The organism is Bacillus sp. 95MFCvi2.1, from assembly GCF_000374965.1.
GTDB lineage: Bacteria > Bacillota > Bacilli > Bacillales > Bacillaceae_G > Bacillus_A > Bacillus_A pseudomycoides.
The window spans coordinates 1-14732 of record NZ_KB895740.1 but is presented as its reverse complement, the minus strand read 5'-3'; the positions used below and the strand labels follow the sequence as shown (position 1 = coordinate 14732).

At 33.6% G+C, this 14732-nt stretch carries 13 protein-coding genes and 2 pseudogenes; 9 read left to right on the top strand and 6 right to left on the bottom strand.

Annotated features, from left to right (window positions below):
- Window positions 1-149: helix-turn-helix transcriptional regulator (locus C568_RS0128975; RefSeq protein WP_018783570.1), on the bottom strand; the 149-nt coding region annotated here is incomplete at its 3' end.
- Between the two features lie 258 nt (window positions 150-407).
- Here C568_RS0128975 and C568_RS0128965 point away from each other — a divergent pair.
- Window positions 408-1570: pseudogene (locus tag C568_RS0128965) on the top strand (IS3 family transposase).
- Window positions 1571-1737: 167 nt separating this feature from the next.
- Here C568_RS0128965 and C568_RS0128960 read toward each other — a convergent pair.
- Window positions 1738-3090, bottom strand: coding sequence for a sensor histidine kinase (locus tag C568_RS0128960; RefSeq protein WP_018783568.1), 1353 nt, complete (start codon window positions 3088-3090; stop codon window positions 1738-1740).
- Entirely contained in the window at window positions 3087-3758 is a 672-nt protein-coding gene (locus C568_RS0128955) for a response regulator transcription factor (protein ID WP_018783567.1), read from the bottom strand. Before C568_RS0128955 ends, C568_RS0128960 begins: the two co-directional genes overlap by 4 nt.
- A 153-nt stretch (window positions 3759-3911) precedes the next feature.
- On the opposite strand from C568_RS0128955, the gene C568_RS0128950 reads away from it, so the two are divergent.
- The 4 genes from C568_RS0128950 to C568_RS34955 are packed head-to-tail and all read left to right on the top strand — an operon-like array spanning window position 3912 to window position 6485.
- Window positions 3912-4844 carry an ABC transporter ATP-binding protein gene (locus C568_RS0128950; protein ID WP_018783566.1) on the top strand — a complete coding sequence of 311 codons (933 nt, stop codon included), beginning with the start codon at window positions 3912-3914 and terminating at the stop codon, window positions 4842-4844.
- A complete protein-coding gene (locus C568_RS0128945; protein ID WP_018783565.1) occupies window positions 4819-5526 on the top strand; it encodes an ABC transporter permease in 708 nt (235 codons plus the stop codon). The genes C568_RS0128950 and C568_RS0128945 overlap by 26 nt, the downstream gene beginning before the upstream one ends.
- Window positions 5526-6257 carry an ABC transporter permease gene (locus C568_RS0128940; RefSeq protein ID WP_018783564.1) on the top strand — a complete coding sequence of 244 codons (732 nt, stop codon included), beginning with the start codon at window positions 5526-5528 and terminating at the stop codon, window positions 6255-6257. Before C568_RS0128945 ends, C568_RS0128940 begins: the two co-directional genes overlap by 1 nt.
- 54 nt (window positions 6258-6311) lie before the next feature.
- Complete coding sequence (locus C568_RS34955; protein ID WP_018783563.1) at window positions 6312-6485, top strand: hypothetical protein; 174 nt, start codon at window positions 6312-6314, stop codon at window positions 6483-6485.
- A 484-nt stretch (window positions 6486-6969) separates the two neighbouring features.
- Here the strand turns inward: C568_RS34955 and C568_RS0128925 are convergent, their stop codons facing one another.
- On the bottom strand, window positions 6970-7866 hold the full coding sequence (locus tag C568_RS0128925) for a mechanosensitive ion channel family protein (protein WP_018783561.1): 897 nt from the start codon (window positions 7864-7866) through the stop codon (window positions 6970-6972).
- A 584-nt stretch (window positions 7867-8450) separates the two neighbouring features.
- Here C568_RS0128925 and C568_RS0128915 point away from each other — a divergent pair.
- The gene (locus C568_RS0128915) at window positions 8451-9014 is read left to right on the top strand and encodes a MarR family winged helix-turn-helix transcriptional regulator (RefSeq protein ID WP_018783559.1); all 564 of its coding nucleotides are present in this window, start codon (window positions 8451-8453) and stop codon (window positions 9012-9014) included.
- A 71-nt stretch (window positions 9015-9085) separates the two neighbouring features.
- Entirely contained in the window at window positions 9086-10360 is a 1275-nt protein-coding gene (locus tag C568_RS0128910; protein ID WP_018783558.1) for an acyl-CoA thioester hydrolase/BAAT C-terminal domain-containing protein, read from the top strand.
- Window positions 10361-10643: 283 nt separating this feature from the next.
- Here C568_RS0128910 and C568_RS0128905 read toward each other — a convergent pair whose 3' ends face one another.
- Both C568_RS0128905 and C568_RS0128900 read right to left on the bottom strand, forming a co-directional pair.
- Window positions 10644-12299 carry a hypothetical protein gene (locus C568_RS0128905; protein WP_018783557.1) on the bottom strand — a complete coding sequence of 552 codons (1656 nt, stop codon included), beginning with the start codon at window positions 12297-12299 and terminating at the stop codon, window positions 10644-10646.
- Window positions 12300-12329: 30 nt separating this feature from the next.
- Window positions 12330-13358, bottom strand: coding sequence for a LamG-like jellyroll fold domain-containing protein (locus tag C568_RS0128900; protein WP_018783556.1), 1029 nt, complete (start codon window positions 13356-13358; stop codon window positions 12330-12332).
- Window positions 13359-13925: 567 nt separating this feature from the next.
- Between C568_RS0128900 and C568_RS0128890 the strand changes: the two genes are divergently transcribed.
- Window positions 13926-14120 (top strand): hypothetical protein, encoded by a 195-nt coding sequence (locus C568_RS0128890; RefSeq protein WP_029427940.1) that lies wholly within the window; start codon window positions 13926-13928, stop codon window positions 14118-14120.
- A gap of 385 nt (window positions 14121-14505) precedes the next feature.
- Window positions 14506-14732, top strand: a pseudogene (locus C568_RS33930) (HAD hydrolase-like protein); the annotation flags it as partial.

Sequence of the window (14732 nt, the reverse complement as noted above, 5' to 3'; positions counted from 1 at the left end):
TTGCAAATTTCAATACATAATTTCAAAGATGGGTTGTATTCGCCTTTTTCTATTAGACCGATTGTCTGTCTACTTACATTTGTTAATTTTGCTAATTCCCCCTGTGTCATACCCTTTTCAAGTCGAATTCGCTTTACTTTGGTAAGCATATTAGAAGCCTCCAATACATTTGTTTCCTTTGTAATATATATATTACATTAGTAATATATATACGTCAACGGTTAGAGGTTTTAACACCCTATATTTCCAGAGATATCCCTATACAAATCAACTTTATAAATTTGTATCTATAAAATTAAAAAAACACTATTCTTTTTGTTTTGGAGTGAACCCTGAGAATGAGACGATAAAAAACACCTCTCTAAATCGTAAGTATCAGTTATGATTTTAATGGAGGTGTTTTTCGTATGGGGAAAAAGACGCATTATCCCGCCGAAATAAAGTGGAAAGTAGTTGAAATGAAACACTAAGGATTCAAAAATAAAGAAATTATGGATGCCTTAGGGATTAAACATGTGGCTCAAATTAAAACTTGGATGAAATGGTATCGTGAAGGCGAAACCTATCGGTTTGAACAATCTATTGGAAGACAATCTGTACATGGAAAAGGCTTAAAAAAGTTAACAGAACTTGAACAAAAAGAATTAGAAATACGTTATTTAAAGGCAAAGATTATATTGCTGGAAAAGTGCCAAGAAATTTTAAGGAGGTGGGAGGAAAAGAAGAAATAATGAAAATGATAAAGGAATGGCAATCAATTTTTACAATTGCAGAACTCTGTTCCATATTTGATATTTCACGTGCTACTTATTATTGTTGGAAAAAGCAGGAGAAAACAGTAACTAATCATGAAGAAAAAACCGTAATAGAAATATGTCAACATCAAAAATATCGGTATGGATATCGTCGGGTTACAGCTTGTCTACGTAATCAATTTAACATCGTAATCAATCATAAAAAAGTATTACGTATCATGAGAAAATACAACGTATTATCTCGGGTTAGAAAAAAGAAAAAGATATTTGTACTCGGTCATGAACCAGTGGTAGCTAAAAATAGAATACAACGAAGATTTAAAGCTACCAAGCCTAATGAAAAATGGTTCACGGATATCACGTATTTGATGTTCGGCAATAAGACTCTTTATTTTTCATCTATTATAGATGGGTTTAACAATGAAATTATAAGTTATAAAATAGGTGAGACACAGGATGTTTCTCTTGTATTAGATACTCTAAAAGAGGCTTTAAGAAAGCGAAATGTGATTGATACGATTTTACATTCGGATCAAGGAAAGGTGTATACATCAAAACAATTTCAAACATATGCCAAAGAAAAAGGCATTATCACAAGCATGTCTCGTACAGGAAACTGCCATGATAATGCCCTCATAGAATCCTTTCATTCTCACTTGAAATCCGAAGGATTCTATGCGCAAAATATAAAACAATCGAATAATGCTAGTATAATACAAACTGTGGATGAATACATCCACTACTATAATAATGAACGGATTCAGAGAAAATTAGATAACATGTCACCTATAGCTTATAGGAAACATGTTGTCTAGGTGTTTTTTCTTTGTCTCACCAAATGGGGTCAGACCACCTATGATTCTACAGAAAGTATAGCGCTTTTTTGTTATATGGCTATAAAAATATTATGGCTTGATGGATTATGCGGCGACGCCCTATAGTAACCCTAACAAGCATAAATCATGCTGATTGACTTAGGTTTTTAACTCTTTGTGATTGAGAATGTAGTTCCATATTGGTCGGAGGTAATATTCCAACTTAAGTGCATTTCCTTTGCCATAAGCGAAATGGTAGATAAACCGATTTCAGCTCCTTTATTAGAAGGATCGCCATTTTGAATTCCTGGGCCGTGGTCAACAATTGAAATTACTTCTTTATTATTTTTTATGTTAATATGTATACCAATAAACTTTCCATCGGCTGCGTGTCGAATTACGTTTTGTATAATGTTATCCATGATTCTTTGGAACCAATTTACATCAATATTCCAAAAGAAATTTTGTTCTGGGATTTCAATATCGATATAAAATCCTTTTTCTTCTAATGTATTGTACCAAGAGGCTATAATTTTTCTTAATAAAGGAGTTACATTTACACTACTAGGATTAAATGGATATCTTTTTGATGTTAACATAGAATACGAGAACAAATTATCTAAAAGATCAGAGATATAATTAATTTTATGATCAATTATCAATATCATTTTTCTTCCTTCAACTGATAACGGTTCTTTTTCTAAAGAATTAATTTGAGTGCGTAGCACCATTAAAGGCGTTCTTAAATCATGAGAAAGATTAGCAATTAACTCTTTTCTAAATTTTTCCTCTTCACGTTCTTTTACACGACTTTCCTCTATAATTTGAACCATACTATTAAAACTTTGCTCTAACAAGCCGATTTCATCCATTTTTGATAACGTAATCTGTTTAGGGATAGATTGTTTTTTTGTAATTTGCATTGCTTCTTGTAATCGGACTAACCTAGTGTTGATATCACGAAAGAACATCCATGAAAAAATTATAAAAGTTACTAAAACCAATAGTACTACTATAAGAAAAATAGTACCGTATTTTTCCTGCATTCGGAGTACAGGATAATCCGTATACTTTTTGGGAATCTGAATTATCATAAAAGCTTCTTTTTTATCTTTTCCTAAGTGATTCACTACAGTATATAAATTTCCACTGTTTCTATTTTTCATAAAATCTATAATATAGTCTACTGTCCAATAGGTCGGTATATCTGGTTGCTTTGAAATTGGAAAATGAGATTTCCCTTGGCTATCAACCCAAAACATGGACGCTTTTGGGTAGCTTTTTTGTACTGAACGAAACACTTTTTTTATATCTTCAGGCTGTCCTTCACTTAATAAAATCGCTTTCTCGTTCCAAATTTTTTCTATCTTTTCTTTATCATAGTAAGGTTCTGAATTACTCAATTTCATCCATGAAAATGTAAAGATTCCTGAAATTAAAGGGAATGTAATAGGAATTAAAACTATAGCAATTAAAATGATAAGAAGATATTTTTTTTGTAAAGATGTACTATTTTTCATCCTTTTAATCGATATCCTATTCCACGTATCGTTTCAATAATTGTGGGTTTGCTCGGGTTTTGTTCAATTCTTTCTCTCAAATATCGAATATGAACCATGAGTGTTTTATCTCCTTCTATATAAGAATCATTCCATATATCTTCAAAGATTTGCTGTTTTGTTAACGTTTGATTTAAGTGACGCATTAAATAGAAAAAAATTTGATGTTGTTTTCCAGACAAATCAATCTCTTTATCCGTTATCGTATTGATAATTCGAGATTCCTTCGTAGAAACTTGAAGATGTTTAATTGTTTGGATGGAATCTTCTAGTCTATTATACCGTCTCAATAAAACTTCTATTCTTGCTAATAATTCTTTGAAATGAAATGGCTTTGTTAAATAATCATCAGCGAATACTAATCCCTGTAATTTATCATCTAATGTAGTACGTGCAGTAACTAAAATTATTGGAATATCTGGATAACCTTTTTTAAATCTTTGCCCGAGTGTAAAACCATCTAATCCTGGAAGCATAACATCTAAGATAATGATGTCAGCTGTTTTAATAGCTTCATAACTTTCTTTTTCTGAAAGAAACCAAGAAACCCTGTAAGATTGTTTTTCCAACCCTAATTTAATTTCTTTACCTATTTCAATGTCATCTTCGATGTAAACAATATGTCTCATTTTTTCACCTTCTAATTGGAATTTAAATCAATTTCCTTTAACTACATAATAATTTCTATATATTTAAAAATACAGTAATTTAAACAATTTTTAAACTCTTTAGAAATTTAATTTAACCTTCGTGAAATATACTATATGTAAGGTGGTGTTGATATGAAATATATTGTTGAAACAAATAATCTAACTAAAAAATATAAAAATAGTAGTGTAGTTAGTGGTGTGAATCTAAAAATTCCTGAAGGTGAAATTTATGGATTTTTAGGACCCAATGGTGCTGGAAAGACAACTAGCATTAGAATGTTATTAGGCCTAATTAAAGCGACTGAAGGTAATATTACAATTTTCGGCAAAGATTTAAATAAAAATCGTTTATCTATTTTATCTGATGTTGGAGCGCTAGTAGAAAATCCTTCTTATTATGCACATCTCAACGCAATTGAAAATCTAGAAGTTTATAGAATTTTAAGAAATATACCAAAAGAAAAAGTACATGCTGTTTTAAAAACTGTCGGACTGCAGAACGCAGCACACCAAAAAGTTAAAGAATACTCTTTAGGCATGAAACAACGTCTTGGCCTTGCCATTGCACTACTTGGTGATCCTAGATTATTAATTTTAGATGAACCGACAAATGGCCTTGATCCCCAAGGGATACATGAAATGCGTGAATTAATAAAGAGCCTTGCTAAGGAGAGAGGCATTACTATACTAGTTTCAAGTCATTTATTAAGTGAAATAGACCAGATGGCTACATATGTTGGGATTATTTCAAAGGGTAGGCTCATTTTTCAAGATAAAATTGAAATTTTACGGCAGCACTCACAGAATTCAATTAAGCTTTTAGTTGATAAACCTAAAGAAACATTGAAAATCATTCTTGCTAGTGGAATACCGTCAGTGATGGAAAAGGATAAAATTGTTATATCTAATACTAATAATACAGCTATAGCTACGATTGTGAAAACTTTAGTAGCAAATGATATATCTGTATTCCGTATTGAAGAAGAAAAAAATTCACTTGAAGATATTTTCCTAAACATCGTGAAGGAGGAACAAAACGATGTACAAATCCCTCTTAGCATCTGAATTTCTTAAATTAAAGCGTAAGTGGGTTTGGTTTTTAATAATGATAGCCCCGATAGGGGTTATTGTACTCCAAGCAATAAATTTCAGTTTAAGGTACGATATCTTAATAGAAAAGTATAAAAATAATTTGTGGGGAGGACTACTTTCAAATATTCAGTCTCTTTCCCTTCCAGCAATACTATTAGGGATTACAATTATTACTTCTATAATAGCTCATTTAGAACACAGCTCTACTTCTTGGAAACACCTTTTAATACTACCAATAGAAAAAAGAAAAATATTTACAGCTAAATTTATATTAAGTTTTAGTTTATTATTTGTATCTTGTTTCATTCTCTTTATAGGCAGTCTTTTTTTAGGTATAGAATTAGAGTTCGGATATTCTATTCCATGGTCAGAAGTAATAAAGATTAGTTTTTTCCCATACTTTTCTGCTTTACCAGTTTTAGCATTACAATTATGGTTATCCATTGTTTATAAAAATCAAGGAATCACATTAATAGTGGGGGTATTAGGTACAGTATTAGCACTATTCTCAGAATCCTTGCCAGATTGGATTATATGGAAATTACCCTTACTTGCTAGTAAATCAAATACAACTACACTGTTAGGGGCTACAGTTGGGATTTTACTAATTTTGTTAGCAACATTTGATTTTGTAAGAAGGGATGTGGATAAATAATGCTAAATTTAAAACTATTTTTGGCTGAATTCCATAAGATTAAAAAGACAAAAATTTGGCTACTATTATTTATTAGTCCCCTTTTAACAGGGATCTTAACTTATCTAAAAGTGAGTGATACACTAGCGTCTTTAAGTAATTGGGAAATTATGTATGCATTTGCTTCAGTAATACATGCTATGATCTTTCTCCCATTATTAACTGGAATTTTTACTGCTTTTATCTGCCGTCACGATCATTTACATGGTGGGTGGAAGCAATTACTAGTTCAGCCTATAAAACGTTATCAACTTTACTGTACTAAAGCTATTTTTGTGGTATTTTTTATAATTGTTACTCAAATTTTATTCCTTTTAGAAATAATTATAGTAGGTTCTATTTGCGGGATAACAGGCCCTTTTCCTACAACATATATACTCAAAGGTTTAATAGGAGGAATATTTACAACATTACCTTTAATAGCACTTCAAATGTGGCTTTCTGCAATATGGTCCAGCTTTGCTGCTCCAATGGTAGTATGTGTTGGTCTAACGATACCTGGTATGATAATTAGTCAGTCTGAACGCTTTGGTCCAATTTATCCATGGAGTCAACCCCTTTTAGCTATGTTACCTACAGGTAGTGAAACAGGGCTACTATTTATTTCTACAAAAAGTATATTAATTGTATTGATTAGTTTTATTGTATTGTTCACCGGGGGACTAATTAATTTTAATAAAAAAACATATTAATATTAAATTCTAATAGTTTTAAATAATCACTTTAATATGAGGGGATGATTACCAATGAAAATAATTACTTATCTTTTAGCTACATTAACTTTAATTGTTATGATTGCTATCAATGTTTTTGATATGAAATTACCATATAAATTAGATCACTGGATAAGTATTCTTTTAGCTGTATTTGTTATTATATTAGGTTTCTATAATAATAAAAATTCTACTTTTAATAAATAAATCAATCAGAAGAAATGTATAAAAAAGATTTCATCATACCGGATGAAATCTTTTTTATATTGCTTTCCACCAAAATCCCCCATTACCATCAAGTTAAAAAATTTGCAGTTACATAAAACGAAAAAATAAGCTGAGTTCTTATAAATCGCTCGCCGTAGGGAAGTCATTTTTTCGTTATGGGGGGACTCAAGAATCTTAGCTTGATGGGCATGTATGGTGACCCCTACAAGATAAATCATAATAAAAATACCCGCCCGAATTGGAAAATTTTTCAGATGTGGCGGGTTATTCTTTGAATCGTTTCCGTACCCCATAAAGAATGAGCACAATTCTTGTTACAGAATTGTGCCCGAGTGTGGAAGGTAATTTTTTGGGAGGAATTGTTTAACCCCTTAAGCTCATCGAAATCTGCCGGTCTACAAACTCAAATTCTAAATATAATTTCCAATTACATCTCATGAACTGACCTAGGATATCCCATCAGCTAGTTTTCTTTACCTACTTGGTGAAAGTTGCTCTCCAACTGTAATTTTTCAGTGTGAACGAACATATTCGCTGCTGGCATTTGTACTTGATTCCCATGGAATATAGACATTAGTTCAAACCTTACTTGCCTGGAAGTTTCAAAATACTCCTCAGGTTTAACCAAACCTACAATACAAAATTCGTACCCAACATATTTAAGATTTGGATTTAAGTCTGTAATACCAATATAGTGAAATGATTCAACAACCTCTTCCTCTATCCTATATAGGCTTTGATCCATTTTTTCATTGCATATAACACATAATTTTTCTAACAATTCCTTTACTCTTGTAGGATCTTCCTGATAACTTACCGTAATCCGTTCAATCACCCGCATCCAGCCTTTATTAAAATTTTGTATCATTCTAATCTCTCCATGCGGGATGGTAAGGAGTTTTCCCGACCATTCACGAATTTGCATAAAGCGAATACTGATTTCCTCAATGGTACCTGAACTTGTTCCGTTAAAAGTAACAAAATCGCCGACCCGAAACTCTTTGTCCGTTAATCTTGCGAATCCCAATATAACATCTTTTAGCATCTGTTGTGCAGCAAAACCGACAACAACTCCGGCAATCCCTGCACCTGCAAGAATACCTTTTATATCTATAAATTGACTAATTAGGAAAAAAACAAGACTGATTAAAATTCCATACCTAAGAATTGATCGAATTACACTTTGAATCGTCTGTTCTACTTCTTCATCAAAAAAGCTTGACTTCCTAAAGAACCAATCAATAATACGGTTTATGACAAAGGAAAAAGTCATGAGGATCAAAGCAAATAGTATAAATCTTAAAAGTAAAAACTCCCTTACATAATTTAAAAATTCCTCAGTAAAGGTTAATAAATTCATCCATCCACTTCCTTAACTATGTTTTTTTGATTTTTATTCCCAGTTCATCTTCAACAATATGATCCTTTAACGAAACAACTTATTGTCACTCAACAGTTCCTTAATCAATTATTCAAATCCAGATGTTCTTTTCCTTTTTACTATAAATATACCCCTTTAGATAATCTAAAGGGGTATAACGGTGCAATTTTTTTATAATTTCAAATCCACCACCTAAAGTAGGCTGTAGCTCAATGGATGTTGGATTGAAGTATTTTCTTGTCATGCTGGGGTCTCGTCAACTAAACGCGAATTTCGTACGCTAAGGAATTTCTAAGTTGAAAAACTTGGTTTTACCGTACATTAACAAAGTTCCATAAACGACATTTAATGTTTGTTATGGAACTTTGTTTTTGGTAATGAGCTTTAGAACTGGTTTTTGACCGTATTTCTTTCAGTTTTGTTAGAACTAAATAGAGTTCCTTAAACGGTCATTTTCAGTACTTTTATGTTGCATTATAGTCAATATGTTGACTATAATGCAACGAACTGTTATTGTAATTATAGTCAACATGGTGACTATAATAGAAGAGGAGGATATATTTATGGAATATTCTAAAGCACTTCGGGAGTTATATTTAATGCAGCAAACTTACGCTACTCTTTTTTCCATTACTAATAAGTTGCAAATACAAGGTGATAACTATTTTGAGAAATTAACATCACGACAGTACATGATTATGATAGCAATAACTCATTTGCCAGAGGATGAAACAACACTTGTTAATATTGCAAAAAAGTTAAAAACCAGCAAACAAAGTGCACAAAAGCTTATAGTCAATTTAGAGAATAAAGGATACCTGATTACGAAACCAAGCAAACGGGACAAACGTGCCATTAACGTAGAAATCACGGAATTAGGGAAAAAAATCATGATGGAATGTGGTGAGAAAGCGGTATGCCTAATGGCAGATATTTTTAATGAATTCACAACTGAAGAACTAGAAGTGTTATGGAATTTATTAAAAAGACTATATGGTACTAACAACGAAGAAGAACAGGTTGGTTTTGAGGAAGATGTAAATTATAAATTTGAAGATCTAGAAGGGTTCCAAGAAGCACAAACTCGGGCTTTGGATAGTTTTGTTTTACGAAGAAAGCGTTTTTAACTGATGGAGATTAAAATATATAACAATTATTGCTGCTTAAAATTTTTATACTACTATGGAGGTCTTGTGATATGAAATTACAAATAAAACCAAAAGTTACTCTTATTGATGAAAGGATTAATATTTATGTTACAGAGTTGACGCCAGGAGAAAAGCTGAAAATAACTGCATCCATGCATTTTCCGTGGGCAATAAGTGAGAAGTATGAATCATTCGCTTGGTTTACTGCAGATTCAAACGGTAATGTTGATTTATCAAAACATAAACCTGATTCTGGAACTTATGACTATATAGATAGTATGGGGCTTATTGCATCTTTACAAAAGATTAGTAGTGAAGGAGGGAATATCGCCCTTAATATTTCAATAGAGGATAGTGTATTTATTGATATAGTGTGTGAATGCGGACAAGACCGGGAATGTGTAAGACTGGAGCGTATGTTCAAGTTACCTGAAGTGAAAAGACAACAGATTAGTGATGAATTTATGGGAGAGTTATTCTATTCTGAAAACTCGAATAACAAAACGATTGTAGTATTGGGTGGATCTGATGGTGCACGCGGTGGTCTCTCTCTTCTGGCAGGACCATTGGCATCTAGAGGCTTTAATGTTTTAACCGTTGGATACTTTAATGAGGAAGGATTACCTAAAAAGCTTGAAGAAATTCCTCTTGAATATTTTGAAAAAACATTTTCCTGGCTTAAAAAAAATCCATTAACAAGTGCTAGTGAAATATACATACATGGTACATCTAAAGGTGGAGAGTTAGCGTTACTTCTGGCTTCAAAATACAATGTCATTTCTAAAGTAGCAGTTTCTGCACCTCATGCATATTGTTTCCAAGCATTAGATGGCCTTATGAGTGGAAAAAACGTTTCATCATGGGCATATGAAGGGAAATCATTGCCATTTATACCAGTTGATAATGACTTTTTTTATGAACATCAGCGTAGTTGCTTAGAAAAGAATACGCCTTTTGGATTTACTACTACATATAAAAAGAGTGTAGAAATAGCAAAAAATAAAGAAGATGCACGAATAAAAATAGAGAATGCCCATGCACATTTATTATTAATTGCAGGTCAGGAAGATAACGTGTGGAATACTCATGATGCATGTGTTGAAATGATAAATACTTTGGTAAAACATAATTATAAATATGACTACCATCTTTTAGAATATAAAGGTTTAGGACACTCATTACCAATACCGTATGTTCTGCCTTTAAGCGAAACATTGAATGTAGAAATGGGTCTAGGAGTTTTTACTTGTGGTGGTACATTAAAAGGGAATTCTTATGGTCAATCAGATTCTTGGCAGAAAACAATAGAATTTTTTATGAATTAATATAATGATGGATTAAAGAAAAATTTTAGCTTTAACCTAAAAAAGTCGGTTTCTTAACGTACAGGGAATCGGCTTTTTCTGTGTGAAAAATCGCTTAGCGTACGAAATTCGCGTTTTGATGGTGCTACCCCATCACCATCAAGCTAAGAAAATACAACTCCCCCCAGAACGAAATTTTTTGCTAACTTGTAATAAAAATCTCATTTTTTCGTTTTGGGGTGGATTTGTTTCCTTAAGTTGATGGGCATGTATGGTGACCCCTACTAAAAGTTCTAGTAATTACTCACAATCGAATATTATCGCTCTTACGGTCAGGATCTGATATAAATTTTATAAGACGGTAGGTATTCCAGTATCCTCTTGATCGCCCGTATTTATCTACACGACGGGTACCACTATCCCATTCACTAGTGGCTCTGTGGACAGTTCTAATCCCCCACCGTCCCGAAAAGTCCCACCATGTAGGCATTTCCACGATTGGATTATCCATTGAAGTTGGTTCCGGTAGTGGATAGCTACTTTCAGGTAATTCAGGATCGAATCCAAATCGATCAATTACTCGGATCATGGGGCTTAAGCTTTTGCCTACTGGTGTAACTCCTGGACTTGTAATCGGTGGGATGCCAGGAGGCAAAGCCTGGCATCCACCTCTCCTAGCAATGTCGGTACTGCTTGGAACAGGTGCCTCTGTAATCGAAGGATCGTCCCTGAGGAGCCAAGATAGTACAAACAAAATTAGACCAATCAAAAATACAGTAGCAGAAATAATTAAGCACGCAATACATGCTGGAGTAAGCGGAGGCGGTGCTAATGAGAGACAGATTCCAGCACTTGACCCAGCTGCTCCCATTAAAGCACCACCAATGGAATTTAGAGTAGGGTCAGGAGGAGAATCCCCAATGGTCATCGTTGCCGCAACGTTAAAAAAGTTCTTGTGTAGCCCAGCACTGACAAATGCTAAGGGGTTCGTACCGAACTTTAAAACTCCCAGGTTAGGATTGTTAACATTAAAAAGTGGACGTACTTCTGCTGCCAATGGTGAGTCAAGATCTTCACTGGTGGTATAACCTTTACTAAATGCCACAAAACGGGGTTCAAAATAATTAATACACTCATTTACATCTGTCCTATAGAAAAAATCCATACGTTCCCGTCCATCCCGGCTTGTACGCATGCCTTGATCGTTAAAGATGTCTTTAATGAAAATGGTAATTGCTTCCCACTGCCCCTCTCGTTTATGAATTTCATTATCTTTACTAGACAAGGCTGATTCCATTGCAGGATAAAGCATGTAATAAGTTATAGCTATATAACGATCAAGCTCAAGCATAATGTCATTATTATCAGGAATGCTTTCAGGGAAATCAAGTTTACTATCTTTTACAGTATCCACCCGTTCTTTATCAATTCGTGGATATGTTCCTGCCCATTCCACCTCCGCGTAAATAGTTGGAACTTTTAAACGAGGGACGGTGAATTCAGGCGTTGGTCTAGGTTCATCTAATGGTATCATGGGGTTGATATTGCTACTTACTGATCGAAATAGCAAATCTAGATATTGAAGAGAACCTTTTGTGTAGCCTTGATTGTCGGAAGACAGAGCATCAGCCCAACCTGCAACATTAATAAACAAATCTTGATTTGAACCAACAGTAAATTCCTGTCCAATTCCGTCGGGTTGGCTATTACTGAGGTCTATGTGATCACCTGCGGGGTAATGGCTACCTGCTCGAACATCTGTATCTCCAAAGCTAGTGGAGTTTCGATCTACCACCATTACCGCACTACCTCGTTTAGCAGTTTTTTCATCCCATGGATCAGTGGCTAGATGATTCAACCATTCTTCGGCGGCAATTGGATAAAATCGCTCACTCGGATCGAAAAGCAGGATTGGTTGAAATGCCAAAGCAAGTTCTACTGAGTTTATATTCTTAAACATGTTTATAACTCTCCTTTATTATTCTCAGGTTTATCTTGTCAAACGGTAAATCTCGTCAACGAGTGTATTCGGATCTATGGTTGTCTTATCAAGGCATAACGCACTTAGTAAACTTTGAAGTTCATCAAAAGGTAGAGGCAAGCTTTTCATAAGAATGTCTCTTTCACCCGTAATTTTCTCAATCTGATCTGTATTAAGGTTTTGCATTGCAAGTAAGGCAAGCCTAGCCTGAGCCGAAGTGTAAGCTGCCTGGTCGCCTCGCAAAAAGGCTGTATAAGCTTCAACAGAGTATTGACGTTGCTGTTTTGTAAGTTCAGCATCGTTACCTCTTATTTCGCTCATAATGTCAAGACCAAACTGTAGTATCTCACGCCCCTTAGCTTCTATCGATTCAGCGGTCTCATTATTCTCACGTAACTTTTGAACAATAGAATCAATGGCTGCACTGTCTCTGCAAGAAGAATCTAGGAGCCCATTGATGTCTTTATATGGGTCATATTTAAAAAGTTTAAATTCACTGATAAGCCCTTCAAAGGTGGCGGAATCGTAATTTTCAGCATAGTGTCCTATGGTAATGCCTACTTCACCAATAGAGCGCACTTGTCCGACAGCATCATAACGTTCGGCAACTTTCACTCCATCGAGATACAACTCTAAAGCATTTATTCCATCATGTAGGAGTTCTGCTGTATGCCAGCTATCAGTAGTAATAAGGTAAGGCTCAGACTCTATGTAAACTGCATGACCGGTTCGGTCATATGTGTACCCTCTTAATACCCCTTTTTTTTCTATAAATAACCTGAAGCTATGATCGCCATCAATAAGGATATAATCCCGATCAATTCCCCCGCCAGTAGATAAATTAAAGGAAACGAGGGCGTGAATAGACCAAAGATTCTGTAAGCTAGAGCTAGGATTAACTCGAATCTTGCTCTCTGGCCTGTCAAAGACAAAGGCTTCAGGGTTTTGCTTTATATATAATGGTAAACCATGGTTGCGATTATCAGACAAATCAAAAGATGAGCGGGAATAGTTGTGATGGACAGTTAACTTGTTCAAAGTCCTTCCTCCTTTTTTATCAATGAGATATAGCGCAAGCATCTTAGAAAATCACCAAGTTAAGCTTTTTGAATCATTTTGAAAAGTGGTTTGTTTTTGGTGAATCTTATTGCATTGAAATATTCTTAAGAGGATAAAATTAAAATCTTTTTATTCTCAAATTTACTCAACATGTTTTTTCCTGATTTACGTTCTACATCCCAATATTTAATATTCTGAACAAAATACACTTCAATATTCGTAGCTGCAGAATACCAATTTATAGTAAGTGGTTCCAATTAAAAAATTAAGGATGAATATTCCTTAAAATAAAAAATTCAACCATACTGAACTGCAATCCATTAGCGAACTAGAAGATTATATTTTAAAGAATCTTAAGGAAACGAATATTTTTTTTGCAACTAGGGCACTATGTTTTATTTAATGAAGGAGGGAATAATGAACCATCATACAGAAGGAAAGAAAATGGCATCAATGCTTGTTTTTTTGTATCCAGCTAGATATGGTAAAATACTATCTATATAAACTCTTTTGAACGAATATATAAAGGGGTGCTTGGCTTTGAAAATGACAAAAGGAGACGCTATACTACGCCTGTTAACGGAAATTAAATTAGAGCTGAAAGAAACAAAAGAAGCAACTGAAAAAGTAGAAGAGCGATTAGATAAGATAGAAAAACAAAACCTCCTTCAAAAAACATCTAAGTCTACTGCAAAAGTCCAAAAAGAAACAGATTGGAAATATCCTTCTAAAATGAAATAAGTTTAGAAGGATATTTCCAAATTAGGATGTACAGCAAAAAAAGATAATTGAGGCAGCGCAGCATTTCGAAAAACCCCTACACTAAATAAACAGCTAGTTTCAAACGAATCAAACTTCCCTCTATTCGAACGTTTGATATGAATCATATTTCTTAACGAACATTATATGTATCTGCTTGATACAATGATATTGGATGAGCGTCCAATACATATATTATTAAAATTAAAGATGAAAGTTATTACATACAAGGGTAGCGCAACATCGCCATTAAACTAACACAGCTAAAGATATAAAGTGAAATTTAAAACAGAAGAACACGGTGGAGAATTTTAATATCGTGGAAAAAATCACCTTAAAATAGAATGAAAAAAATGGAGGATTTACTTTGATTACATCTCTTATTTTTGATGTAGATGGTACAATTTTAGATACAGAAAAAGCAATACTAAGATCGCTACAAAAGATTTTGAAGGAAGAATTAATAAAGAGTATACTTTAGATGCTTTAGAATTTACATTGGGAATTCCTGGGAAGGAGACCTTGAAAAAATTGAATTTTCAACGTATACGTATTTTAGATGCTACTATTTTTCAAGTCCCTAATCATTTGGCT